The 24,771-nt window shown below is 67.0% G+C and carries 19 protein-coding genes; 10 read left to right on the top strand and 9 right to left on the bottom strand.

What is annotated here, in order from left to right:
* Window positions 1-162: 162 nt before the first annotated feature.
* The 6 genes from ugpC (at window position 163) to HWX03_RS05580 (ending at window position 7,789) form a co-directional block, all read left to right on the top strand.
* Entirely contained in the window at window positions 163-1,317 is a 1,155-nt protein-coding gene (gene ugpC / locus HWX03_RS05605; protein ID WP_175870605.1) for a sn-glycerol-3-phosphate ABC transporter ATP-binding protein UgpC, read from the top strand.
* 63 nt (window positions 1,318-1,380) lie between these two features.
* Complete coding sequence (locus HWX03_RS05600; protein WP_175870604.1) at window positions 1,381-2,619, top strand: extracellular solute-binding protein; 1,239 nt, start codon at window positions 1,381-1,383, stop codon at window positions 2,617-2,619.
* A 79-nt stretch (window positions 2,620-2,698) separates the two neighbouring features.
* Window positions 2,699-3,616, top strand: coding sequence for a sugar ABC transporter permease (locus tag HWX03_RS05595; protein ID WP_175870603.1), 918 nt, complete (start codon window positions 2,699-2,701; stop codon window positions 3,614-3,616).
* Window positions 3,617-3,627: 11 nt separating this feature from the next.
* Window positions 3,628-4,479: a carbohydrate ABC transporter permease gene (locus HWX03_RS05590; protein ID WP_175870602.1), complete on the top strand. Its 852-nt coding sequence runs from the start codon at window positions 3,628-3,630 to the stop codon at window positions 4,477-4,479.
* 36 nt (window positions 4,480-4,515) lie between these two features.
* A complete protein-coding gene (locus HWX03_RS05585) occupies window positions 4,516-6,486 on the top strand; it encodes a beta-galactosidase (protein WP_175870601.1) in 1,971 nt (656 codons plus the stop codon).
* Between the two features lie 4 nt (window positions 6,487-6,490).
* Window positions 6,491-7,789, top strand: coding sequence for a sugar efflux transporter (locus tag HWX03_RS05580; RefSeq protein ID WP_175870600.1), 1,299 nt, complete (start codon window positions 6,491-6,493; stop codon window positions 7,787-7,789).
* Window positions 7,790-7,832: 43 nt separating this feature from the next.
* Here HWX03_RS05580 and HWX03_RS05575 read toward each other — a convergent pair whose 3' ends face one another.
* The 3 genes from HWX03_RS05575 to HWX03_RS05565 all read right to left on the bottom strand — a co-directional run bounded on the left by HWX03_RS05575 (window position 7,833) and on the right by HWX03_RS05565 (window position 10,520).
* The gene (locus HWX03_RS05575; RefSeq protein WP_175870599.1) at window positions 7,833-8,993 is read right to left on the bottom strand and encodes an arabinogalactan endo-1,4-beta-galactosidase; all 1,161 of its coding nucleotides are present in this window, start codon (window positions 8,991-8,993) and stop codon (window positions 7,833-7,835) included.
* Window positions 8,994-9,268: 275 nt separating this feature from the next.
* A complete protein-coding gene (locus HWX03_RS05570) occupies window positions 9,269-9,634 on the bottom strand; it encodes a hypothetical protein (RefSeq protein WP_175870532.1) in 366 nt (121 codons plus the stop codon).
* Window positions 9,609-10,520: a DUF72 domain-containing protein gene (locus HWX03_RS05565; protein ID WP_175821048.1), complete on the bottom strand. Its 912-nt coding sequence runs from the start codon at window positions 10,518-10,520 to the stop codon at window positions 9,609-9,611. The genes HWX03_RS05570 and HWX03_RS05565 overlap by 26 nt, the downstream gene beginning before the upstream one ends.
* 287 nt (window positions 10,521-10,807) lie before the next feature.
* On the opposite strand from HWX03_RS05565, the gene HWX03_RS05560 reads away from it, so the two are divergent.
* Window positions 10,808-12,982 (top strand): TonB-dependent siderophore receptor, encoded by a 2,175-nt coding sequence (locus tag HWX03_RS05560; protein WP_175870598.1) that lies wholly within the window; start codon window positions 10,808-10,810, stop codon window positions 12,980-12,982.
* Window positions 12,983-12,989: 7 nt separating this feature from the next.
* Here HWX03_RS05560 and HWX03_RS05555 read toward each other — a convergent pair whose 3' ends face one another.
* On the bottom strand, window positions 12,990-13,805 hold the full coding sequence (locus HWX03_RS05555; RefSeq protein WP_175870597.1) for a response regulator: 816 nt from the start codon (window positions 13,803-13,805) through the stop codon (window positions 12,990-12,992).
* 1,131 nt (window positions 13,806-14,936) lie between these two features.
* Between HWX03_RS05555 and HWX03_RS05550 the strand changes: the two genes are divergently transcribed.
* Both HWX03_RS05550 and HWX03_RS05545 read left to right on the top strand, forming a co-directional pair.
* Window positions 14,937-18,530: a YadA-like family protein gene (locus HWX03_RS05550; protein ID WP_175870596.1), complete on the top strand. Its 3,594-nt coding sequence runs from the start codon at window positions 14,937-14,939 to the stop codon at window positions 18,528-18,530.
* A gap of 402 nt (window positions 18,531-18,932) precedes the next feature.
* Window positions 18,933-19,340, top strand: coding sequence for a VOC family protein (locus HWX03_RS05545; RefSeq protein WP_174429041.1), 408 nt, complete (start codon window positions 18,933-18,935; stop codon window positions 19,338-19,340).
* A 31-nt stretch (window positions 19,341-19,371) separates the two neighbouring features.
* Here the strand turns inward: HWX03_RS05545 and HWX03_RS05540 are convergent, their stop codons facing one another.
* The 3 genes from HWX03_RS05540 to HWX03_RS05530 form a co-directional block, all read right to left on the bottom strand.
* Complete coding sequence (locus tag HWX03_RS05540) at window positions 19,372-19,911, bottom strand: toxin (protein WP_175870595.1); 540 nt, start codon at window positions 19,909-19,911, stop codon at window positions 19,372-19,374.
* 150 nt (window positions 19,912-20,061) lie between these two features.
* Window positions 20,062-21,153, bottom strand: coding sequence for a hypothetical protein (locus HWX03_RS05535; protein WP_175870594.1), 1,092 nt, complete (start codon window positions 21,151-21,153; stop codon window positions 20,062-20,064).
* 544 nt (window positions 21,154-21,697) lie between these two features.
* Window positions 21,698-22,084, bottom strand: coding sequence for a MerR family transcriptional regulator (locus tag HWX03_RS05530; RefSeq protein ID WP_175821052.1), 387 nt, complete (start codon window positions 22,082-22,084; stop codon window positions 21,698-21,700).
* An 86-nt stretch (window positions 22,085-22,170) separates the two neighbouring features.
* On the opposite strand from HWX03_RS05530, the gene HWX03_RS05525 reads away from it, so the two are divergent.
* Complete coding sequence (locus tag HWX03_RS05525) at window positions 22,171-23,079, top strand: alpha/beta hydrolase (RefSeq protein ID WP_175870593.1); 909 nt, start codon at window positions 22,171-22,173, stop codon at window positions 23,077-23,079.
* Window positions 23,080-23,106: 27 nt separating this feature from the next.
* Here HWX03_RS05525 and HWX03_RS05520 read toward each other — a convergent pair whose 3' ends face one another.
* Window positions 23,107-23,916 (bottom strand): ABC transporter ATP-binding protein, encoded by an 810-nt coding sequence (locus tag HWX03_RS05520; RefSeq protein WP_175870592.1) that lies wholly within the window; start codon window positions 23,914-23,916, stop codon window positions 23,107-23,109.
* Complete coding sequence (locus tag HWX03_RS05515) at window positions 23,913-24,770, bottom strand: ABC transporter permease (protein WP_175870591.1); 858 nt, start codon at window positions 24,768-24,770, stop codon at window positions 23,913-23,915. The genes HWX03_RS05520 and HWX03_RS05515 overlap by 4 nt, the downstream gene beginning before the upstream one ends.
* Window position 24,771: the final 1 nt, after the last annotated feature.

The raw sequence follows: 24,771 nt of genomic DNA, 5'->3' as shown, positions 1-24,771 counted from the left end.
AGAGCGTCCCACAAGTTGCACAGGGACAGCCGATACGCTAATTTCTCGACACATCAGAGGAAGGAGACGACATGGTACGGCGAACCGGGCGAATCGCGCCACCGAAATTTAAGCGTTTAAATTTTCCGATCCGATGCGTGTGACCGGCGAGAGGAGAGCGCGATGACCGCCATTTCATTGAAGGATGTCTCGAAGCGCTACGGCGACCATGCGCCGGTGCTGCGCGACGTGAATCTCGAGATCGCGTCGCACGAATTCTGCGTGTTTCTCGGTCCGTCGGGCTGCGGCAAATCCACGCTGTTGCGGATGATCGCGGGGCTCGAGGACGTGACCGAAGGCGAGTTGCGGATCGACGGCGCGCGGATGAACGACACGCCGCCCGCTGAGCGCGGCGTCGCGATGGTGTTCCAGAGCTATGCGCTGTTTCCGCACATGACCGTGTTCGACAACATCGGTTTCGGGCTGCGGATCGCCGGCACGCCGAAGGACGAGATCCGCCGCCGCGTGACCGAGGCCGCGCGCGTGCTGCAGCTCGAAGCGCTGCTCGATCGCAAGCCGAAGGCGTTGTCGGGCGGGCAGCGGCAGCGCGTCGCGATCGGCCGCGCGATCGTGCGCGAGCCGCGCGTGTTTCTGTTCGACGAGCCGCTGTCGAATCTCGACGCGACGCTGCGCGGCCAGACGCGCGTCGAAATCGCGCGGCTGCACGCGCGTTTCACGCAATCGAGTTCGGTCTACGTCACGCATGACCAGATCGAGGCGATGACGCTGGCCGACCGGATCGTGCTGCTGCACGCGGGCGACGACGTCGCGCGCTTCGGCAGCATCGCGCAGACCGGTGCGCCGCTCGAGCTGTATCACCGGCCGGCCAACCGCTTCGTCGCGGGCTTCATCGGCTCGCCGCGGATGAACTTCCTGCCGGCCGTCGTCGACGCGGGCGATGCGCACGGCTGCCGGCTGACGCTGGAAGGCACGGGCGAAACGCTGACGCTGCGCGATCGCCCGTTGCCGCGCCACGTCGGCCGCGGCGCGCGCGTGACGCTCGGGATTCGTCCCGAGCACCTGACGGTCGCGGCGTCCGGCGATGCCGGGTTGCCCGTGATCGTGCGCGACGTCGCGCTCGTCGAGCAGCTCGGCGAAGCCGCGTACGTGCATCTCGACCAGCCCGGCGGCGTGCCGCTGCTCGCGAAACTGCCGGGGCAGGCCGCGTTGCGGCGCGGCGAGCGTCACACGTTCCGCGTGCCGCCGTCGAGTTGCCACCTGTTCGACGAAGCCGGCATTGCGTTGCCGGCCATCCACGCCGAAGCGGCGTTCGCGTAACGGCGCAATGCCGACCCGCCGCATGCGACGCGGCACTCAACACACCAATACCAGGAGACAACGATGAGATTTCGTGCGAGCCGACTGCTGCTTGCCCTGACGACTGCCGCGGCGTGCGCCGCGGGCACGGCCGACGCGGGCACGCTGAAAGTGAACGTCGCCGCGCGCGGCAATCAGCGCGCGACGTGGCAGGCAGCGTTCGACCAGTTCCACAAGGCGAATCCGGATATCGACCTGAAGGTCAGCTACGTCGGCGAGGAGGCGTACAAGGTTCAGATGTCCGGCTGGCTCGCGACCGATCCGCCCGACGTACTGAGCTGGAACAACGGCGAACGGCTCGCGTATTTCGCGAAGCGCGGGCTGATCGAGGACCTGACCGCGGACTGGCAGAAGAACGGCTGGAACGACACGTATGCGTCCGTCAAGCAGTCGTCGACCTACGGCGGCAAGCTCTACAGTTTGCCGCTCGGCTATGACGCGTACGGGCTGTTCTACCGCAAGGATCTGTTCGAGAAGGCCGGCATTCACGGCGAGCCGGCCGACTGGCAGCAGTTTCTCGACGCGTGCCGCAAGCTGAAGGCGGCCGGCATCGCGCCGATCGCGGTGGCCGCGCGCGATGCGTGGACGCTCGCGGCGTGGTTCGACTACCTCGACCTGCGAATCAACGGATACGCGTTTCACCAGAAGCTGATGGCCGGCGACGTCGCCTATACCGATCCGCGCGTGCGTGCGGTGTATGCGGCATGGAAAAAACTGATCGACGACAAGTATTTCATCGACAACGCGCTGTCCTACGACGTCGATTCGCTGAGCCCGCTGATCGTCAACGGCCAGGCCGCGATGACGCTGATGGGCACCTGGTATTCAGCAGGACTGCTGAGCGCGACGCGCAACCCGATCAGCTTCTTCCGCTTCCCGGTGATCGACGCGTCGGTGCCGCTGGCCGAGGACGGCCCGGTCAACGTGCTGATCGTCCCCGCGAAGGCGCACAACAAGGCCGATGCGCGACGCTTCCTCGCGTTCATGGGGCAACCGGCGGTCAGCGGCGAGTTCGCGAAGGGGATGGGGCAACTGCCGTCGAACAACAAGGCGCCGGAGCCGCAGGACCCGATCTCGAAGATCGGCTTCCGTACGCTCGCGACGACGCCGGGCGGGATCGCGCAGTTCTACGACCGCGACATGACGAAGGAAATGGCCGACGAGGGGATGAAGGCGATGCAGCAGTTCCTGTCCGATCCGACGCAGCTCGATGCGATCCTGCAACGCCTCGAGCAGACGCGCAAGCGCATCTACCGGAAGTAGCGCGCCGTGCGGCCGGGTCGTCTCTGCCGGTCCGGTGCTTCGTCGTCACCGTCACGTTCGCTTCATCGAAGGTCATCTCATGTCAACCAGCCTGTCCGAAAGCGCCATGCGCCGCGATGCCGGCCCGCAGCGGCATGCGCGCGCGTCGCTCGCGCGGCGGCGCAACCGCGCGGCCCTGTGGTTCGTGCTGCCGGGTTTCGCGCTCTTCGCCGTGTTCGTGCTGTACCCGATCGTCAGCAGCATCTGGCTGAGCTTTCATCACTGGGACGGCATGACGCCGATGACGTTCGCCGGGCTCGACAACTATCGCGAGCTGCTGCAGTCCGACACGTTCTACGTCGCGCTGAAGAACAACGTGCTGTGGCTCGTGCTGTTCCTCGCCGCGCCGCCGCTCGGCCTCGCGCTCGCGCTGTACCTGAACCAGAACGTGTTCGGGATCCGGCTCGTGAAGTCGCTGTTCTTCGCGCCGTTCGTGCTGCCGGGCGTCGTGGTCGGTCTCGTGTTCTCGTGGTTCTACGACCCGACGTTCGGGCTGCTGAAGCTGATCGTCGGGCACGGGATTCCGGTGCTCGGCGATCCGCGCTATGCGACCTACGGCGTGATCGCCGCCGCGCTGTGGCCGCAGATTCCGTTCTGCATGATCCTGTACCTGACCGGGCTCACCGGCATCAACGGCGAGATCGTCGAAGCGGCGCGGATGGAAGGCGCGCGTGGCTTCACGCTGCTGTGGCACGTGATCCTGCCGCAACTGCGGCCCGCGACGTTCATGGCGGTCGTGCTGACCGTGATCGGCGCGCTGCGCAGCTTCGACCTGATCTCGGTGATGACGGGCGGCGGCCCGTTCGACAGCTCGACCGTGCTCGCGTATTTCATGGTTGACCAGGCGATCAAGTATTACCGAGAAGGCTATTCGGCCGCGATCGCGGTCGTGCTGTTCGCGATCATGCTCGTCTATATCGTGTGGCAACTGCGCAAGCTGGTGCGCGTCGAATCGTAAGGATCGCCAACATGTATCCGATGCCCGTGTCCCGCTGGGGACGTCCCGCCCGTCTGCTGTACCGGTTGTCGCTGCCGTGCGCGCTTGCGCTGTGGCTCGTGCCGCTGCTCGCGGTACTCGTCACGTCGATCCGCTCGACCGACGAGATCATGGCCGGTCGTTACTGGGACTGGCCGAAGCAGTTCGCGCTGCTCGACAACTACGGCGCGGCGCTCACGCAGACGCCGATGCTCCATTACTTCGCGAACAGCCTCCTGATCACGGTGCCGTCGGTAGCCGCGTCGATCCTGCTCGCATCGCTCGCCGGGCACGCGCTCGCCAACTACCGGTTTCGCGGCAATCTCGTGCTGCTCGGGCTGTTCGTCGCCGGCAACTTCGTGCCGATCCAGATCCTGATGATCCCGGTGCGGCAGATCATGCTCGGCGTCGGCCTGTACAACACCGTGTGGGCGCTCGTGCTGTTCCACACCGCGTTCCAGACCGGCTTCTGCACGCTGTTCCTGCGCAACTTCATCCGCGAGCTGCCGTTCGAGCTGATCGAGGCCGCGCGCGTCGAAGGCGCGTCCGAGTGGGCGATCTACTGGCGCGTCGTGCTGCCGCTCGTGCGGCCCGCGCTCGCGGCGCTCGCGATCCTCGTGTTCACGTTCGTGTGGAACGACTACTTCTGGGCACTGTGCCTCACGCAAGGCGACGACGCGGCGCCGATCACCGTCGGCGTCGCCGCGCTGAAAGGGCAGTGGACGACCGCCTGGAACATCGTGTCGGCCGGCTCGGTACTGGCCGCACTGCCGTCGGTGCTGATGTTCTTCGCGATGCAGAAGCACTTCGTCGCTGGGCTCACGTTCGGCGCGACCAAGGGCTGATCCGTCTCATCCTCTTTCTTCTGCAAGGAATCCACGATGCACCTCGGCGTTTGCTATTACCCCGAACACTGGCCGCGCGAACAATGGGATCGCGATGCACGGCGCATGGCCGAACTGGGCCTGACCCGCGTGCGGATCGCCGAATTCGCGTGGAGCCGGATGGAGCCGGAACCCGGCCGCTACGACTGGGCGTGGCTCGACGAAGCGATCGATACGCTCACGCGCCGGCAGTTGAAGATCGTGCTTGGCACGCCGACCGCCGCGCCGCCGAAGTGGCTCGTCGATCGTCATCCGGAGATCCTGCCGGTGGGCGCGGACGGCGCGGTGTGGCAGTTCGGCTCGCGTCGCCATTACGACATCGCGAGCCCCGTGTATCGCGAGCACTGCGTCCGCATCGCCGACGCGATGGCGCGGCGCTACGGCGCGCATCCGGCGGTGATCGCGTGGCAGACCGACAACGAACTCGGCTGCCACAACACGCTGCCGAGCTATACGCGTGCGGCGCTAGAAGGTTTCCGCACGTGGCTCGCCGCGCGTTATGGCGACGTCGGCGCGCTGAACCGCGCGTGGGGCAACGTGTTCTGGAGCATGGAGTATCGCGGCTTCGACGAGATCGAACTGCCGCGCCATACGCCGACAGACGCGAATCCCGCGCACCTGCTCGACTTCCGGCGCTATCAGTCGGACGAGGTCGCGCGGTTCCATGCCGCGCAGGTCGACGCGATCCGTCCGCACGCGCCGGGCCGCGACGTGCTGCACAACTTCATGGGGTTTTTCGCCGAGTTCGATCACTATGCGTTCGCACGCGGCGGCCTCGATGTCGCCGCGTGGGACAGCTATCCGGTGCCGCGTACCGAAGTGCTGCCGCTCGATGAAGCGGACAAGCGGCGCTGGGCCCGCACCGGGCATCCGGACGTGTCGGCGTTCTCGCACGACCTGTATCGCGGCGTCGGCAACGGCCGGATGTGGGTGATGGAGCAACAGGCGGGGCCCGTCAACTGGGGGCCGTACAACCCGGTGCCGCACGCGGGCGCGGTGCGGCTGTGGACGTGGGAAGCGTTCGCGCACGGCGCGGAGCTCGTGTCGTATTTCCGCTGGCGGCAGTATCCGCATGCGCAGGAGCAACTGCATTCGGGGCTCAACGCACCGGACGACCGGCTGTCGCCCGGCGGTCATGAAGTGGCGCGCGTCGCACGCGAGATCGCCGCGCTGGATCCGGCGCTCGCCGTCGGCGAGCGTGAGACGGCCCGCGTCGCGCTGCTGTTCGACTACGCGGCGGACTGGATGATCCGGATCCAGCCGCACGGCGCCGATTTCGACTATCAGCAGCACGCGTTCGACTGGTATCGCGCGCTGCGTGAGCTGGGCCTCGACGTCGATATCGTCGCGGCCGATGCCGACGTGTCGCGTTATGCGTTCGTCGTCGCGCCGACGCTGCCGGTCGTGCCGGATCGCGTCGTCGAGCAGGCCGCGAGCGGCAACGCACACTGGCTGTTCGGGCCGCGCACGGGTTCGCGCACCGCGGAATTCGCGATCGCGCCGGGCCTCGCACCGGGCAAGCTGCGCGACGTGCTGCCGATGCGGATCGGCCAGGTCGAATCGCTGCGGCCGTCGCTCGCGCCGTGCGTCGCGTTCGACGGTGTCGACGGCCATGCGCTGAAATGGCGCGATCACGTCGATATGGACGCGGCACCGGGCGTCGACGTGCTCGCCGCGTGCGACGACGGCGTGCCCGCACTCGTGCGGCGCGGTCGCGTGACGATGGCGACGGCCTGTTTCGATCGGACGCTGTTGCGCGCGATCATTGCCCGTTGCGCACGCGATGCCGGCCTTCCGGTGCGCGAACTGCCGGACGGTGTGCGGTTGCGTCGACGCGGACGCGTAACGTTCGCGCTCAACTACAGTGACACGCCGTGCATGCTGCCCGCGCCGGGTGGTGCGCGCTTCGTGCTCGGCAGCCGCGACCTCGGCGCGGTCGACGTTGCCGCCTGGGTCGAGCCGGACTGACGCGATGCAGTCGTTGCGGTCGCTGCAATTGCATTTCGCGCGCCTTGCGGGGATCGCGTACTTCGTGCCGCTGTCCGCGGCGGCGCTGCTGCTCGGCGTCGCGATGTCGTTTACCGCGCCGTACCTGTCGCTGTTCGGCGTGGAGGCGGCGGGGATGTCGCCGCTGCTCGCCGGCGTGTTCATGACGCTGATCGCGGCGAGCGGGGTCGTCGCGAGCACGTGGGCCGGACGCTGGTCCGATCGACGCGACCGGCACCGGCCGCTGCTCGTCGTGTCGCTCGCGGCGGCCGCACTGGGCTTCGCGCTGCTATGCGTGTTGCGGTCGCACGGGCCGGTGATCGCCGCCGGCACGATCCTGCTCGGCGCAGGCGCCGTGTCGCTGTCGCAGATCTTCTCGTTCGCGCGCGCGGTGCTGCCCGTCGCCGACGATGCGCAGCGCGAACTCGCGTCGGCGGCACTGCGCACGATGCTGTCGATCGCGTGGGTGTTCGGTCCCGCGCTCGGGGCGCTGATTCTCGCGCAGACGGGGTTTACCGGGCTCTTTCTTGCGGCGTCGGTGGGCTTCGTCGCGTGTGCGGCGATTATCGCGCGGATTCCGGAGCCGGTGCGGCAGCCCGCGGCGGCGCATGTGCGCGCAGTCGAGCGCGCCGCGGCGGCGCCGGACGATGCGACGGCTGCCGTCGTCGCGTCGCGCGCGAGCGTGCTGCGGACCCTCGTCGCGCTCACACTGATGGGGCTCGCGGCGAATGCGACGATGATCGTGCTGCCGCTCTACATCGTGCGCGGACTCGGCGGCACGCCGGCGAACGTATCGGCAGCGCTCGGCCTGGCCGCATTGCTCGAGATCCCGATGATGCTGTGGCTCGGCATCCGGTCGACGCGGCTGGACAAGGCGTGCTGGCTGACCGCGTGCGCGGCCGTGCATGCCGCGTATTTCATCGGGCTCGCGGCGGTGTCACGGGTCGATGCGATCCTGCCGCTGCAGTTGTTGAGCGCATGCGTGGTCGCGATCACGTCGTGCCTCGGGATGACGCGCGTGTGCGATTTGATGCCCTCGCGCCCCGGCACCGCGACCGCGATGTTCTTCAGCACTGCGCGCGTCGGCTCGATCGCGTCGGGCGTGCTGTCGGGCGCGTGCGTCGACCTGTTCGGCTATCGCGCGACGTTCGCGGGCTGCTGCGGGCTCGTGCTTGTCGCGTTCGCGCTGCTCGCCCGGGATGCGCGCGGCGAACGGGGCGGAGCCGGTGGTACGAGCAGCACGGCGGCGGCGCCTGCACGCCGCCGCTTCGACGCACCGCACTGACGCGCGATGCGCCGGTGCGGTGATGCCGTCACGCCGTGCCGCGTCAGCGCTGGCGGTATGCGTCGAGCGACGACAGCGCGTGGCCGTGGAAGTCGAACAGCGTGTTGTTGTCCCACTGATCGCCCGCGCCGACCTTCCAGCCGACGCCCGGCGTCGGAATCCACTCCGGCTCCCACCAGAACACGCCCTTGCCGCGATTACCCGGCACACCCTTCACGATATCGACGACCGCCGTGAGGAATTGCGCCTGCCCGGCCGGCGACGGCGGGAACGCGGTCGAGCCCGTGTTCGTCATCGCGTTCGGCTCCGAGTCGCCGTCGCTGGTGGTCCACGGATACGCGGTTTCGACGACGATCAGTTCCTTGTCGTAGCGCACCGCGAGGTCGTTCGCGTTGTTGCGCAGGTCGTCGAGCGCGCCTTGCCACTGCGGGTAGTACGACAGGCCGATCACGTCGAACGCGACACCGCGTTGCGTCGCGCTGTCGAACCACCAGCGGCTTTTCGCGTTATCGCCGCCGCTGTCGATGTGCAGCATCACCTTGATGCGCGGGTCGACGGCCTTCACCGCATCGTGGCCCGCCTTCAGCAACTGCGCGAGGTTGTCCCACTGATCGTAGCGGCCGAGCGGCCACAGCATGCCGCCCGTGATCTCGTTGCCGATCTGCACCCACTCGGGCCGCACGCCGGCGCGCTGCAGCTGGCGCAGCACGTCGGTCGTATAGGCCGACAGCAGCGCGCACGTCTCGGCGAGATTCTTGCCGGCCCACGCGTGCGGCGGGTATTGCTTGCCGGGGTCGGCCCACCAGTCGCTGTAGTGGAAATCGATCAGGATGCGCATCCCGAGGGCCGCGGCGCGCCTGGCGAGCGCGACGACATGGGCCGCGTCGTTGTAGCCGGCCGCGGCGCTCTGGTTCGCGGGGAAGAAATCCGGATTGCCCGGATCGTTCCAGACCTTGATGCGGATCGAGTCGACGCCGTGCGCGTGCAGGATCTTCAGGCAGTCGCGCGGGTGCCCGCGGTCGAAGTACTGCGCGCCGTGCGCCTCGAGCTCCGGTAGCGTCGACACGTCGGCGCCCATCGCGAGCGGGGCGCTGCCCGCGGCGCGCGTGACGGCTTGCGCGAAGGCCGGCAGCGGGCCGGCCAGGTCGACGCATGCAAGCGCCGCGGTTGAAACGCTCCAGCGCAACATCGATCGTCTGTTCATCGTCATCCTCCAGGTGAGGGATCCCGTCGGGCGCGGGATCGCCGGCTTCAAAAGTTTAAGCGCTTAAATTTCAGGCCCCGATATGAGGCCGAATCGAGCGTAGCGCAACCGTTGCCGCCTACGCAAAGGACGCATGCGTTGCCTACTATCTGGTAAGGCGTGGCGCCCGCATTCCAGGCGCCACGCCGTGCGCGCGAAACGGCGATTTGACGTACGTCAGGAATCCGGACGATGCCGCCCGACCGTGCAGGGCAGGCGCCCGCGCGGGCGTCGCGCTACGACCGGTCGCGATTCCGGGCGCGCGTCGCGCCGGTGATGACCGCGATGCCGAACAGGATGACGGCCACGATCTCGATGATGTGCTGCGAGACGTGCAGCGTCATCAAACCCCAGGCGACGCCGCCGATGAAAATGATCCATCCGACCAGGTAGATAAGCAGGGTCATCGCTTTTCTCCTTGCAGTGTTGGCCCATGGCGCCGTTGCCGGTCGTGAAAAATTTACCGGGCACGCGGTGCGCGCGATGGGGCGGCACGATCCGGCAGCACCGGAGCATATTGTGCGCCTGGCCTCGCGGTTTCCGGCGGCATTTTCGGCATGCAGCTTGCTTGCCGCTTCATTCGGATGCCGTGTCGTGCGCATGCAGCCCGAGCCGCGCCATCAGCCGCCCGGCGTCGAACGGCGCTTGCGTTTTGGTGTCGTTGTCGAAATAGCAGTACACGTCGCGCGTCGCCGCGCGCGGCGGTTGCAGCGCCGGTGCGGCGAGATGCGCATCGTCGGGCTGCGCACCCCGGCTCCACGCTTCGATCCTGTGCGCCCATCGATCGAGCGCCGCATCGGCGTATTCGCCCGAATACTTCGTTTCGGTGCCGTGCAGCCGCATGTAGACGAACCGCGCGCTCAGATCCTCGAACTGCGGCCACGCCTCGGTCGAATCCGACACGACGAGCGCGACCTTGTGGCGGCGCAGCAGCTTCACGAACGCCGGATCCACGAAGCTGTCGTGCCGCACTTCCACCGCATGACGCAAGGGCCGCTTGCGGTCGATCTCCAGATACGGCGTCGGGACCCGCGCATCGTGCCGGTGGGCGAGTGCGAGCGCCGCTTCCGTATCGTGCGGCAGCAGGCTCAGGAAGTGTTCCATGTGTGCCGGGTCGAAACGCAGCGACGGCGGGAATTGCCACAGCAGCGGCCCGAGCTTGTCCTTCAGCGCGAACAGCCCCTGGGCGAAAAAATTCGCGCACGCGATCGTGGCCGTATCGCCGCGAAAACGCAGTATGTGCGTCAGGTAGCGTGAACCTTTCACGCTGAACACGAACCCGGGCGGTGTTTCGGCATACCAGCGCCGCCAGCTGTCCGGCGCTTGCAGGCTGTAGTGCGTGCCGTTGATTTCGATCGTCTGCATGTGGCCCGATGCATACCGCAGCTCGCTGGCCTGCTTCAGGTCGGCCGGGTAGAAGGTCCCCCGCCAGCCCGGGTAGCGCCAGCCTGAAATGCCGATGTGAATCCTGCCGGATGTGCGTGTCACGTCGATGCCCGGCTGCGCCGGGTTCCTGATGCGGTTCGGGCGACGCGCAATATGCGTGCCGCCGCCGTTGCCGCCGTCGCCGAATTGATTTTTTAAAGACCGCGCCACGTTCGGCCGGTATGATCGCTGCGCTCGCGAATGGCGCAACCGGTCGGTGCGTACCGACGATTCCCGCGTCACCGCCTTCGCCGGCATGGCAATCACGACACCACCGGACGGACCCCGGCGACACGCGGTCCGTCGATCCGGCCGAACGGGCCAACCCAGCACGACGGAGTATCGAGACGATGTGGACGGAGACAGGAACGGGGCGGCGCGCGACGGCGATCGCGGCCGGCGGCGCGTTGTGCGTGGCCGCCGCGGGCGGTGCGCACGCGCAGGCATCGGCGCCGGGTGCGGCGGCGGCCGTGCTGCCGGCCATCGACGTGCGAGGGCCGGCCGATGCTTCGGCCGCCGGGCTCGTCGGGCGGCGCACCGCCACCGGCACCAAGACCGACACGCCGATCGACGAGATTCCGCAAACGATCAACCTCGTGACCGCGCAACAGATCGAGATGACCGGCGCGGCCGACCTGAACCAGGCGTTGCGCTACGTGCCGGGTTTCGCGACGTTCGGCGCCGACAGCCGCACCGACTGGTATGCGGCGCTGCGCGGCTTCACGCCGACGCTATACGTCGACGGCCTGCCGGCGCCGGACACGGCCGTGATCGCGAACTGGCGCGTCGATCCGTACACGATCGACTCGATCGCGGTGCTGCGCGGGCCGACGTCGGTGCTGTACGGCGCGGGCGAGCCGGGCGCGATCGTCGATGCGCACACGAAGCTGGCCGACGGCGAGCGCGTGCGCGAAGCCGGCGTGCAGATCGGCAACGATGCGCGCAAGCAAGCGATGCTCGACGTCGGCGACAGGCTCGATCCGGATGGCAAGACTGCGTACCGCTTCGTCGGCGTCGCGCGCGACGGCAATGCGGTGACCGGCCCGAACGGCAACCGACGCGTCGCGCTCGCGCCGTCGTTCCGGTGGCGGCCGAACGCCGACACGTCGCTGACGTTTTCCGCGACGTTCCTGCAGGACAGCGGCGACATCTCGTCGAACTTCCTGCCCGCGTTGGGCACGGTGCTGCCGAACCCGAACGGCCGCCTGTCGCAGGACCTCTACATGGGCGACCCGTCGTTCAACGACTACCGCAAGAAGCAATGGTCGCTCGGCTACGCGCTGGAGCATCACGTGAACGCGATCTGGGCACTGCATCAGGACGTGCGCTGGTCGCACCTGTCGCTCGACGACGCGACGGTGTTCGGCAACGGCCTCGCGCCCCGCAGCACGACGAACATGATGCGTTTCGCGGGGCTGTTCCAGCTCAACTACAGCCGGCTCGACATCGACAATCGCGCGCAGGCGCGCTTCGGCACGGGGCCGCTCGAACACACGCTGCTGGTCGGCCTGCAGTTCGACCGGCAGACGACGACCAACAGCGTACGGCTCGCGCTCGCCCCGTCGCTCGACCTGTACCACCCCGTCTATCGGCCCGTGACGGCCGCGATCTTCTCCGGCCCGACGTCGCTCGGCCACGTCGACCAGTACACCGCGATGAACGGGGTCGGCGTGTATGCGCAGGACCAGATCCGCTGGCAGCGCTGGACACTGACGCTCGGCGGCCGCGAGGATGTCGTGAATGCGCGGTTCGACGACCGGGCGGCCGGCACGCACGCGCAGCAGGACGTCAGCGCGTTCTCCGGGCGCGTCGGGCTCACTTATCGCGGCGACGCCGGGTTGTCGCCGTACGTCAGCTATTCGACGTCGTTCGATCCGGTCATCGGCGTGCGGATGTTCGGCGGCGGCTTGCCGAAACCGACCCGCGGCGCGCAGACGGAGGCCGGGCTGCGCTGGGAGCCGCCCGGCCGAAACCTGATGCTGAACGCGGCCGTGTACCAGATCGACCAGACCAACGTCGTGACGCCGACGCCGGTGAATCTCGATCCGACCGGCACGACGTCGGTGCAGACCGGCAAGGTGCGCTCGCGCGGCATCGAGCTGAGCGCGGTCGGCAAGGTGACGCGCGAGCTGTCGATCGTCGCGTCGTATGCGTATCAGGACGTCAAGAACGTGCAGGCGAACGATGCTTCGCTGAACCACTGGCCGGTGTCCGTGCCGCTGCCGCGACAGATGGCGTCGCTGTGGGCCGACTGGACCTGGCATACGGGCACGCTGGCGGGCCTTGGCGTCGGCGGCGGCGTGCGCTACCAGAGCGCATCGGCCGGCGCGCCGGACAATTCGCTGACGGTGCCGAGCGCGACGCTTTACGACCTCGCGCTCCATTACGACCTGCCGCGCTGGCGTTTCGCGGTGAACGTCGCGAACCTGTTCGACCGGCGCTACGTGAGCGGCTGCCAGTCGTACGCCGTGTGCGTGTTCGGCAACGAGCGGACCGTGCTGGCCAGCGCGAAATACAACTGGTAGGCGCGACCTACGCGCGGCGTTGCGGCTCCCGGGTGGCGGCACGCGCGCCCGCATGGCCCTGGCGTCGCCATTCGGTCGGCGTGATGCCGAAACGCTCGCGGAAGGCGGTCGCGAAATTGGCCGGCGTGGAAAAGCCGATTTCCTTCGCGATGCTGGCGATGCTGAGCGACGTGGAATCCAGCAGATCCTGCGCGATCCGCAGCCGCTCGTAGCGCAGATACTCGAACACCGTCTGGCCGAGATTGTCGCGAAACGCGCGCGACAGGCGCTTTTCGTGCGTGCCGACCGCACGCGCCAGTTCCTCCACCGTCGGCGGATCGTTCAGCGTGCGCGACAGGTGGCGGATGGCCGCGCGCACGATGATGTCGTCGTCGTTGCCGCCCGCGAACGGGTTTTCCGCCGGTTCCGTCCCGGCCGCCCGTTCGCGTTTCGCTCGCGAGAGCTGCACGCGAATCCGTGCAATCACCTCTGCCGGCTCGAACGGCTTCACCACATAGTCGACGCCGCCGATCTCGAGCCCCTCGAGCCGTTCGTGCAATGCGCCGGCCACGGTCAGGAAGATGATCGGGATCGCGCACGTCAGCGGATCGGCGGCCAGCAGGCGGCACGCGGTGAAGCCGTCCATGCGCGGCATGCGCACGTCCATCAGGATCAGGTCGGGCATCAGCGCCTGCGCGCGCTGGCACGCTTGCGCGCCGTCGCATGCGATGCTGATCCGGCATCCCGTGCTGCGCAGGATGTCGATCAGCAATCGGAGCTGGTCGGGTTGATCGTCGACGATCAGGATATGCGCGTCGCTCAATGCGGAGATCGATGAAGACATCGTGCACCTGTTGTGAAAAGGCGGTTGGCTGCGTTTCCGCGGGTGGCCTGCCCGGTGCATTGGAAACGTCGGAAGCCGCTCTGTGGCGATGCCTCCATCGCATCGCACGCCCGCATCGATTCCGGGCAGGGCAGAACCGCGCGGCCGGTAACCGCTCCGCGTATCGCACGGCGTGCGTCGTTTTGATCGCCGAGCCGGTAAAGACGCGAGGGATTGCCGTGCTCGCGCGGGGAATGATCGCGACTGCCGGAATCGATGCGAGCGGAATTGTAGGAGCATATTGGGAATCCGGCCAGCCATGACGGCTCCATTTGCGCCATTCCATCTTCGTGATTATCGTAAATGGCGGTTTGCGACAGGAACGTGAGACGTTGAGGTGCGTCAATAATCATGGTTTACGCGTATATCCGGTGAGAAACCGCGCAGCCGGCTCGCTTCCGGATTGTCTTTTTAAGAAAAAATATTATTTGAATCCGCTTTGGCAAAGTATTTATCCGCTCGGTAAAAGATCTTGAATAATGGCGCTGGCGCGAAATCGTTTGCGGAGTGAATGTATTTTGTGTAAGTCATTGAATATTTGGAATTTTACAATCTATAAAGAATGCCGGCTTTAATAATTCAGGCTCGTGTCTCATAATTCGTCCGAACTTTGAGTAACGGGTGGAGCAGGGCAGCAGAAGTACCGCCAGCGGTGACGGACGTTGCCTGACCCGGGGCCGGCGCATCAATTGATGACCGTCCAGGCACGTGCTCGCTGCACGGAGTGAAACCCCGCTTGCCGGGGATGAAATAAAAGAAGCGGGATGGGTCGCGGTCGGCGCGGCGACAAATCGGGGATGGTCATGACGACGGGTTGAATCCTCGGATTCAGTCGGGGAAAAGCTCGTCCATAAGAATCAATACGTATTCCTAATGCAGTTGTCGAATTAGCGGAGCAGGACGTCAGGTCGACGGCACGCCCCGGGCTTTCGATCGCCCGGTCGAAACGGATACGCGATGCGTGTCGTCTCGACATGGCCGGCCCGGCAGCGGAATCCGCTTCCAAAACGAAGTCGCAATCGAAGTCGAAGCTGTCAATAAAAGTAAGTAGTCCGTATTCAAACCAGACGCTACACAACGGAGCAGAAGACCATGAAGAGGAAGCAGATTTCGGCGCTCGCCGCCGCGATGTTCACGGGTGCGGGTGTGTTGATCGCCGGCGCCGCGCACGCGGATAATTTCGTCGACCGCGGCAACCCGGACAACGCGCTGAACGGCCAGTGCATCGACGGCACCAACCCGCTGTGCGTGGCCACGAAGAGCGGCAGCTTCGTCGCCGTCAGTACCACGAACGTGACGCAGGGCACCAATGCGAAGGCCGGCGCGAGCGGCATCGCGATCGGCGACCAGTCGAATGCGAGCAGCAAGGGCGGCAGCAGCAGCGGCGGCGCGATCGCGATCGGCGTCGGCTCGCAGGCGCTGGCGAACTCGTCCACCGCGATCGGCACGGTGGCGGTCGCGCAGGGCAATACGGCGCTGGCGATCGGCCGCCAGTCGGCGGCGGTCGGCGATTTCTCGATGGCGCTCGGCAACGTCGCGGATGCGCACGGCACCAGCTCGATCGCGCTCGGCCACTCGGCGCTCGCCAGCGGCGACCGCTCGGTCGCGATCGGCGGCGCGAACCCGACGTCGAGCGACGGCGTATCGGCCGGCGCGTCGTACGACGCGGCCACGCAGACGCGTGCGGCCGGCACGCAGTCGGTGGCGATCGGCGCGGGCGCGCAGACGAGCGACAACAACCAGGTGGCGATCGGCTCGGGCAGCGTCGGCGCGAACAACGGCGGCACGCCGGTGTTCGGCGGCACGGCCGCGCCGGTCGGCGGCGCGGTGTCGTTCGGCGCGCTCGGCAGCGAACGCCAGCTCAAGAATGTCGCGGCCGGCGCGGCCGATACCGACGCCGTCAACGTCCAGCAGTTGAAGAACGTGAACAGTACGCTGAGCACGGGCATCGGCAATGTGGACGCACGCGTGACGTCGGTCGGCAATGCGCTGTCGACCTCGATCTCGAACGTCGACCAGCGCGTGACCAGCGTCGGCAACAGCCTCAGCACGAGCATCGTCACGGCGACGCAGAATGTCGTCAAATACACCGACGATTCGCATGCGGCGATCGCGCTCGACGGCGCCACCGGCACGACGATCGGCGGCGTGGCTGCCGGCGTCGCCGATACCGATGCGGTCAACGTCGGCCAGTTGAAGGGCAGCATCGCGCCGCTGCAGACGTCCGTTTCGACGGCGGCTTCGAACATCACGAACCTGCAGAACAGCGTGACCGGCATCAGCGGCTCGCTGAGCACCGCGGCATCGAACATCGTCAACCTGCAGGCGGCCGATACGCGCAACGTGAAGTACGACGGCGCGAGCGGCTTCGACTCGGTGACGTTTGCCGGCCCCAGCGGCACGACGCTGCACAACGTCGCGGACGGCAAGGACCTGCACGATGCGGTGAACGTCGGCCAATTGAACGGCGGCCTCGCGTCGCTCAGCACGAGCGTGACGAACAACCTCAGCACGACGCTCGGCAACCTGAGCACGTCGATCACCAGCCAGATCGGCAATGCGACGAAGAACGCGGTGCAGTACGACGACGATGCGCACGGCGGCGTCACGCTCGGCGGCACGGGGGCAACGACGCCGGTCGGCCTGCACAACGTCGCGGACGGCGTGGCGGCAGGCGACGCCGTCAACGTCGGCCAGCTCGGCAAGGCGACCGACTCGCTGAACCAGTCGATCACGACCGTCGGCAATCAGGTGACGGCGAATACCGGCAACATCGCGGCGCTCCAGCAGGACGCGCTGCAATGGAACCCGGGCCTCGGCGCCTACGATGCGAGCCACGGCGGCCACGGGCCGCAGCTCATCAGCAACGTCGCGGCCGGCAAGAGCGGCACGGACGCGGTCAACGTCGATCAACTGAACGCGGCGATTCACGACGGGACGAGCCAGCTCGATGCGCTCGCCGTCAAATACGACGATGCGAGCAAGCGGCAAGTGTCGCTCGGCGCGGGCAACGGCGGCAGCCCGGTGCGCGTGACCAACGTCGCGGAAGGCAACGTGGCGGCCGGCAGCACCGATGCGGTGAACGGCGCGCAACTGCGTCGCGCGACCGACGGCGCCGCGGCCGCGCTCGGCGGCGGCGCGACCGCGAACCCGGACGGCTCGATCGGCGCTCCGAACTACAAGATCGGCGGTAGCGCGTTCAACAACGTCGGCGACGCATTGACGAACCTCGACGGCCGCGTCGGCAGCAACACGACGACGCTCGAGAATCACGAAACGCGCATCGGCAATGCCGAAACGAATATCGCGGGCAACACGGCGGCGATTGCCGGGCTGCAACAGGATGCGCTGCAATTCGACCCGACGCTCGGCGCGTTCAACGCCGCGCGCGGCGGTGCGCCGACGAAGCTGACGAACGTGGCCGACGGCACCCTCGCCGCGGGCAGCACGGACGCGGTGAACGGCGGCCAGTTGTCGGGCGTGAAGACCGCGCTCGAACAGCAGATCACGAACGTGTCGAACCAGGCCGGCGAAGCCGTGAAGAACGTCGTCAAGTACGACGTCGACCCGAGCGGCAACCGGCTGAATTCGGTGTCGCTCGTCGGCGGCGATGCCACGTCGGCGGTCGTGCTGAAGAACGTCGCGGCGGGCACCCGCGATACCGACGCGGTGAACGTGAAGCAGTTGAAGGACGTGCAGTCGAACCTGAACCAGCTCGGCGCGCTCGCGGTGCAGTACGACGATAGTTCCAAGAGCACGATCACGCTCGGCGGCGCGGGCGGCACGCGCATCACCAACGTGCAGGCGGGCACGCTCGGCGCGACCAGCACCGACGCGGTGAACGGCTCGCAGCTCTACGCGACCAACCAGCAGGTATCGAAGAACACCACCGACATCTCGAACCTGCAAGGGAGCGTGACCAACATCGCGAACGGCAAGGCCGGCCTCGTTCAGCAGCAGGACCCGAACGGCGCGATCACGGTCGGCAAGGACTCGGGCGGCGCGAGTGTGAACTTCTCGGGCACGGCGGGCGACCGCGTGCTGACCGGCGTCGCGGCGGGCGTGAGCGACAACGATGCGGTCAACGTGGGCCAGTTCAATACCGCGCTGAAGAACGTGGCGGCCAACGACAAGATTCGTGCGGTCGCGACCGATGCGAACACCACGTGGATCGCGCGTGCCGATGCGGGTGCGATCGGCTCGACGGCGACGGCAACCGGCAAGAATGCGGTGGCGGTCGGCCAGGGCTCCGTCGCCGATCGCGACAACTCGTTCTCGGTCGGTGCGAAGGGCAGCGAGCGGCAGATCACGAACGTCGCGGCCGGCACGGCGCCGACCGACGCGGTGAACGTGCAGCAGCTGAACGACAACCTCGCGACGGCGTCGACGCAGGCGAAGGGTTATACCGACCAGCGCATCGGGCAGGTGTACAACTCGTTCAACGACCTGAAGAAGGACATGTACGGCGGCGTCGCGTCGGCGATGGCGGTGGCCGGCTTGCCTCAGCCGACCGGCGCGGGGCGCTCGATGGTGTCGGCGGCGACGTCGAACTATCACGGCCAGCAGGGCTTCGCGGCAGGCTACTCGTACGTGACGGAGAGCAACCGCTGGGTCGTCAAGGCATCGGTGACGGGCAACACGCGGTCGGACTTCGGCGCGGTGGTCGGCGCGGGTTATCAGTTCTGATGCAGGTCGCGTAGCGTCGAGCGATGCGGGGTGCCGGGCAAGGGAGGCAAAGCCCGGCATTCGCTGTAGATCGGTGGCCCGGGGTTCGTTTGCGAATCCTGGGCCGTCGTCGTTTGACGCACACCGATCGGATCGGCTTGCCGCTTCGGCTCGCCGCTTCGGCTTGCCGCTTCGGCTCGCCGCTTCGGTCGCGCCGCATCGGCCGCACGGCTCCAAATGCGAACAGCGCGATCCGCGACGATCGTCGTGCGTCGCTCGAACGACCGCCTCACGCGGGCCTGGCGAGTCGCCGGCCAGTGCGTCCAATGCGAATTGTGGAATGCGAGCCCCCGCTCGTATTCTGAAGTCCTCGGGCGGCACGGCATGGGGCCTCCGCCCATCACCGCATGTGAGAGCGCGACAATGACCGAAACGACACCCACGATGAAGCTCAACCACCTGAGCTTTCCCTCCGCCGACACACTGGCGACCGCCCGATTCTTCGAGCGATACCTCGGCTTCACGATCGCGGGAAGCTGGGACAAATCCTGGATCCTCAAACGCCCGGGCTTCGACGTCGTGATCGAGCACGTCGGCGACGGCGTGCCCGCGTGGCCGGCCAATTTCCACGTCGGCTTCGAACTGCCGAGCCTCGATGCCGTGCACGCGCTGTTCGCGCGCTTCAAGGAAGAGGGCGTTGCGATGGAGACGGACGTCTTCAACAACGGGCGCGGCTCGCGCTTTTTTTGCCGCGCGCCGGGCGGCGTGATGTTCGAACTGAACACGCGCGCGGACGCCGCGCCGGAATATCAGGGCACCTTCGACGATTGACGCGATTGACGCGAGCTGACCCGTATCGCGCTCAGTCGCAACGGCCGGCGCGGGCGAGCGTCTCGATGACCGCGCGGGTACGCGACGGCTCGGTGATCTCCATCCATTGCAGATGCGCGTATTTCGGGTCGTTGCGCAGGCCGGCGAACTTGACGCGGTTTCTCGTGAACGTCGTGTACGACCACAGCAGCACCGAGTCTCGCGAGCAGAACGCCATCCGCAGCGACTCCCGGTTGCCGTGAAAGAGCTCGGTGCGCATGAGCCCGCGGCCGATCGTGCGCCGGAGCACGCGGGAAAACACCGTCCATCGCCCGAAGTTGAGCCGGACGACGTGCGTGGCTCTCGACCACAGCACGTCGCGCACCGCGCTGTAGTTCCCGTCGGCGACCCATCGGTCGCCGGCCGTCGCGGCCAGTACCGCACGCTCGAACTGCGCGGGCGGCACGGCGGTCCAGCCCGGGCCCCAGTAGAGCCGATCGAGTTCGATATACGGGCAGGCCGCGGCGGCGGCCAGTGCGCTGGAGAAGGTGGATTTCCCCGATCCGCTGGTTCCGACGACGATGACGCGCATGGGTGTGACCACGGGTAAAGGTGAAGGCGCGTATTGTGCCCGATGCGCGTGGATGGGGCTGCATCGCCGACCGATTCCTCCCGGTCGGCAAACCGGCCCGGGCCGGCCGTCGAAGATTCAACGAGCCAGCCCAAGACCGGATACCGTTGCTTAGCGGAGCGACACCACCATGCTCTGCGTGTTGCCGACGCGAACGTAATCGAAGCGGAGGTGTTTGTCGTTCGATTGCGGTACGCCGTCGATGGCAACGACCTGCTTGTTCAGCATTGCGGATTTCTCGAATGCACTGCCGGCGCCGTAGAGCGTGAACTTGCCCGTGCTCTTGGACTGAGGGCCCGACTGAAAATTGAACAGGCCCTCCGGGTACTTCCTGTCGCTCAGGAAATCGAAAGGTTTTCCGCCGGAATACGTATCGAATTCCACACTGGCATGGTCGGCGATAGAGAAAATGGCGGTCGATGCGCTGTCGTAGAACTCGACGGAGTCGGCGGCGAACGTCGCATGGGCGTTGTCCTGGGCCGCGGCCCGCACGCTCTTGCGCAACGTGATCTGCTTGCTCTTCATCACGCTTTTCGCGCTGTTTCCGAACGCGAAACGCGATTCGACGATCGCCATCTTGCCGCCCGTCGCTTCCATGTTCAGAGAATGGTTGTCGTCCGGGGTCTCGGGCAGGCCCGTCGGCAAAACGGAATATTCGCTGAACGTTAGCACGACCTCGTCGGCCCTGATCTTCACCGACGATCTCCCCTGGACGCGCAGCCTCTTGGTGCTGGTATACAGCGCGCAGTCGATCTGATAGCGGCCGGTGCCGGCCAGCTTCAGATCGAGAAGGAGATCGATGTACATGCCGAGCAACGGCGGAACCAGACCGCCGGCATTCACCGTATCGAAATGGCTGGCTTCGAACGACGCGTCGGCGATCGTGAAGTTGACGAACGGGTGACTGATGAACTTGTGCGGATACGGTCCCATCGTGAGATCGACACCTTTCGGATTGCCGGACGCGCCGCGCATGACGAGTGCGCCGCTGCGGAGATCGATTTCGACCGGCTCGATCGCATTGTCGAAAGTTCCGCCCCACACCGATGATTGCTTCGAAAGCAGCGTCAACCTGCCCGCGGGACGGACCATCGAGAAGGATTTGCCGGCTTGCTTGTCGAAGGAGGGGGCGCTTATTTCATTCGGCCCGGAAATATCGTAGATCTGATTTTCATCGGGTTTCCAGGTGAAGATTTCCGGCATGATTATCTCCTGATTGATTCGAGTGGAAGGCGTTGGCGCGTCGAATTTGCCACGGGGGAAATCCAAACCAGGATCCGCGGCTGAAGATCGATCGACTCTATTCGATACACCTGAAATCAGCGTGCATATGAATGAGCGAAATCAATATAGAAGAGATGATTTGAGACGGCGATTACACTCGATTACACGGATTGTCGCGGTAGTGTGCGGATCGGCTGTTCGCCCGCGCCACGAACGGCGAGATCGACCTGCTCGCGTGGTTCAGCGCGAACGGCAATCCGCAGAACGCGACCATCCAGTTCTCCAAACTCGCAGGCGCCGACGCTGGCGCGCTATGGAGAATTGCGGAACAGCGGCGCGCAGCCCACTTACGTCAATCTCCCGGGAACCACCAAATCCAGTTCCACCCCGCCGAATATCACGGTGGTCACCGCGCTGATCGGTAACGCGGTTGCCTCGCCTGTCGTGCATCCGTGAGCAGTTTCGACGGGGAGGCGGCACCCACAGCGAGAAGAGGAGATGCCTTGCCGGCGAACGCCCTCCCTCAATCGAGCGGCGGCACCGCGCCATCCCGCAACATCTTGACGAGCCGCGCGCGCCGTTTTTCGAGATCGGCGATCTGACGGTCGATCGCTTCGAGGCGTTCGCGCTGGACGTCGGTGATCTGATCGCACGAACGCGCGCCCTCGATCAGCAGCATGCAGTCCGGAAAGCCGCGAATGTCGTCGAGAGTGAAACCGGTCGCGATCATGCGCTGAATCTGTTTGACCTGCGTCACCGCGTTGTCGGGGAACAGGCGATAGCCGTTGGCCGCGCGCACCGATGCGAGCAGGCCGTGCTCGTCGTAGTGCCGGATCGAGCGCACGCTCGCGCCGGTGAGCTGCGCGAGTTTGCCGATGGTCAGCAGTGGCTGTGGAGGCGGGTTTTTCACGAAAGGCAGGTTAGCACGATTCGCTTGACCCTCGCATCAGTGTGAGGGTTGAGACTGTGCGTCCGGTCATTTTTACAGGAAAAGTCATGATTACCCGAGTACTGATCCGCTGGCTGATTGCCGTGATCTGGTGGGCGACGCCGTTCGCATTGGTGCACCACGCGGCGGCCGCGCCGCTGAGCTATACCGTGACGTCGACGGACGGCGTGAAGCTGGCCGTTCAGGAAAGCGGCGACCCCGACGGCGCTCCGGTCATCCTGATTCACGGCCTGCTCGGCAGCCGCCTGAACTGGGACGCGCAGGTCCGGAGCCCCGAACTGCGCGGATTCCGGCTCATCACGTACGACCTGCGCGGCCACGGGCTGTCGGACAAGCCGCTCGGCGCGCAGTCGTATCGCGACGGAACCCGCTGGGGCGACGATCTCGCCGCCGTCATCGAAGGCGCGCATGCGCGCCAACCCGTCGTGGTCGGCTGGTCGCTCGGCGGCGTGGTGATCTCGAACTACCTCGCCAAATACGGCGATCGCGCGATCGCGGGCGCGGTGTACGTCGACGGCGTGGTCGAGCTCGCGCCGGGGCAGATCGTCGATCATCCCGACGTGTACCGGGACATGAATGCGGCGGATCTGAAAACGCATCTCGACGGCGAGCGCACGTTCGTCGGTCTGTGTTTCAACCGTCGGCCGGATGCCGTCACGTTCGAGCGCTTGCTCGCGAACGCCGCGATGGCGTCGTGGGACATGCAGAAGGCCATCCAGACGATGTCGGTATTCGCCGCCGCGGGCCTCGGCCACGCGCGCGTGCCGCTGCTCTTCGTCTACGGCGGCCGCGACGCGCTGGTCGATACGCACGCGACGCTGGCCCGCGCGGCCGAGCTGAATCCCCGCATTGCCAGCAAGGTGTACGCGGAGTCCGGGCACGCGCCGTTCATCGAGGAAGCCGAGCGGTTCAATCGCGATCTGGCCGCGTTCGTCCGGTCGGCGTCCTCGCAATGAAGCCGTGTGCCGTGCAGGCCGGCGATGTCAGGCTGGCGTGACCGGGATGCCGGCCGTGTCGGACGCCGCGTGATCGTGAAAGCGCTGGAACGCATCGAGCAGCCGCGCGCGCTGCGCGGCCAGCGACGGATCGCGCCGATCGCGCGGCCGTGCGACGTCGACCTGGATTTCGTCGTCGACGCGGCCCGGGTTCGGCGCGAGCATCAGCACGCGATCGCCGAGATACAGCGCCTCGTCGAGATCGTGCGTGACGACGATCGCGGCCATCCGGTGCCGGTGGACGACATCGAGCAGCAGCGTCTGCAAGCGCATCCGGGTGATCGCGTCGACCGCGCTGAACGGCTCGTCGAGCAGCAGCAGATCCGGCTCGCCGAACAGCCCGCGCGCGATCGCGGCGCGCTGCGCCATCCCGCCCGACAACGTGGCCGGCAGTTGCCGCGCGACGCCGGCCAGGCCGACTTCGTCGAGCAAGCGCGCGACACTCGGGTCGCGTCCGCCCCGCGCGCCGGATGCGAAGCCGACGTTGTCCGCGATCGACAGCCACGGCAGCAGCCGCGGCTCCTGGAAGATCATGCCGACGCGCGCGGACGGCCCGGCCAGCGCGCTGCCGTCGAGCGTCACGCTGCCGCGGAAGTCCGGGTCGAGGCCGGCGACGATCCGCAGCAGCGTGCTCTTGCCGCATCCGCTCGGGCCGACCACGCAGACGATCTCGCCGCGCGCGACCTGCAACGCGATGTCGGCCAGGATCGTGCGATCGCCATACAGCTTGCGGGCGATCCGCAGGTCGAGCAGCGGCGTGGCGATGCCGGCCGGGCGGACGGAAGGCGCGGCGCTCATTGCCCGCCCTCGCGCGACGCGCCGTCGAACGCATCGCGCCAGCCGAGCCAGCGCGACTCGATGCGGCGCATCGCGCCGTCGGTCAGCTTGCCGAGCAACGCGAGCAGCAGGATCGCGCCGAACACGAGATCGGGGCGCCCGGTTTCGCGGCCGTCGCTCAACAGGAAGCCGAGGCCGCGCGTGGCCGCGATCAGCTCCGCGGCGACCATGAACATCCACGCGAGACTGAGGCCGGTCCGCAGGCCGGTGACGATCTGCGGCAGCGCGGCCGGCAGCAGGATCCGGCGGAACAGTGCGAGCGGGCCGAGCCGGTACACCGCGCCGAGCTCGACGAGCTTGCGGTCGACGTCGCGAATGCCGGCGACCACCGCGAGGTGAACCGGAAAGAACGCGCCGATCGCGATCAGCGTGATCTTCGGCGCTTCGTCGATGCCGAGCCACAGCAGCAGCACCGGCACCCACGCGAGCGACGGAATCGCACGCAACGCCTGGAACGTCGGTTCGAACAGCGCGTCGATCCGGCGGCTCAGGCCCATCGCCGCGCCGACGACGAGCGCGAGCCCGGCACCCGCCGCGAACCCGGCCGTGACGCGCAGCGCGCTCGCGCCGACATGACGGGCGACTCGCGTGACGCCCATCCGCGCCAGCGTATCGAGAATCTCGCTCGGCGCCGGCACGAGATGATCCGGCAGCCAGCCGCGCCGCACTACGACCTCCAGCAGCACGAGCGCGGCGAACGGCAGCGCGAGGCCCGCGATACGCCACGCGCGCAGCGGGTCGCGTCGGGCCGCACGGGGCGGCGAAGCGGGTTGGTGCGACGCGAGCGCGTCGCCGCGCGCGGTGGTGTCCGTCATC

Origin of the sequence: Burkholderia sp. BCC0397 (assembly GCF_902832865.1) — a bacterium.
Taxonomy (GTDB): domain Bacteria; phylum Pseudomonadota; class Gammaproteobacteria; order Burkholderiales; family Burkholderiaceae; genus Burkholderia.
Note: the sequence above shows the minus strand (reverse complement) of the source record. Positions and strands in the feature narration are given on the sequence as shown.

Coding starts and splice junctions, on each gene's coding strand:
- HWX03_RS05520 (WP_175870592.1), bottom strand. CDS start 23,916: ATGAGCGCCGCGCCTTCCGTCCGCCCGGCCGGCATCGCCACGCCGCTG.
- HWX03_RS05535 (WP_175870594.1), bottom strand. CDS start 21,153: ATGCCGGAAATCTTCACCTGGAAACCCGATGAAAATCAGATCTACGAT.
- HWX03_RS05540 (WP_175870595.1), bottom strand. CDS start 19,911: ATGCGCGTCATCGTCGTCGGAACCAGCGGATCGGGGAAATCCACCTTC.
- HWX03_RS05600 (WP_175870604.1), top strand. CDS start 1,381: ATGAGATTTCGTGCGAGCCGACTGCTGCTTGCCCTGACGACTGCCGCG.
- HWX03_RS05590 (WP_175870602.1), top strand. CDS start 3,628: ATGTATCCGATGCCCGTGTCCCGCTGGGGACGTCCCGCCCGTCTGCTG.
- HWX03_RS05560 (WP_175870598.1), top strand. CDS start 10,808: ATGTGGACGGAGACAGGAACGGGGCGGCGCGCGACGGCGATCGCGGCC.
- HWX03_RS05555 (WP_175870597.1), bottom strand. CDS start 13,805: ATGTCTTCATCGATCTCCGCATTGAGCGACGCGCATATCCTGATCGTC.
- HWX03_RS05570 (WP_175870532.1), bottom strand. CDS start 9,634: ATGCGCACGACACGGCATCCGAATGAAGCGGCAAGCAAGCTGCATGCC.
- HWX03_RS05580 (WP_175870600.1), top strand. CDS start 6,491: ATGCAGTCGTTGCGGTCGCTGCAATTGCATTTCGCGCGCCTTGCGGGG.
- HWX03_RS05575 (WP_175870599.1), bottom strand. CDS start 8,993: ATGAACAGACGATCGATGTTGCGCTGGAGCGTTTCAACCGCGGCGCTT.
- HWX03_RS05550 (WP_175870596.1), top strand. CDS start 14,937: ATGAAGAGGAAGCAGATTTCGGCGCTCGCCGCCGCGATGTTCACGGGT.
- HWX03_RS05545 (WP_174429041.1), top strand. CDS start 18,933: ATGACCGAAACGACACCCACGATGAAGCTCAACCACCTGAGCTTTCCC.
- HWX03_RS05525 (WP_175870593.1), top strand. CDS start 22,171: ATGATTACCCGAGTACTGATCCGCTGGCTGATTGCCGTGATCTGGTGG.
- HWX03_RS05595 (WP_175870603.1), top strand. CDS start 2,699: ATGTCAACCAGCCTGTCCGAAAGCGCCATGCGCCGCGATGCCGGCCCG.
- HWX03_RS05515 (WP_175870591.1), bottom strand. CDS start 24,770: ATGACGGACACCACCGCGCGCGGCGACGCGCTCGCGTCGCACCAACCC.
- ugpC (WP_175870605.1), top strand. CDS start 163: ATGACCGCCATTTCATTGAAGGATGTCTCGAAGCGCTACGGCGACCAT.
- HWX03_RS05585 (WP_175870601.1), top strand. CDS start 4,516: ATGCACCTCGGCGTTTGCTATTACCCCGAACACTGGCCGCGCGAACAA.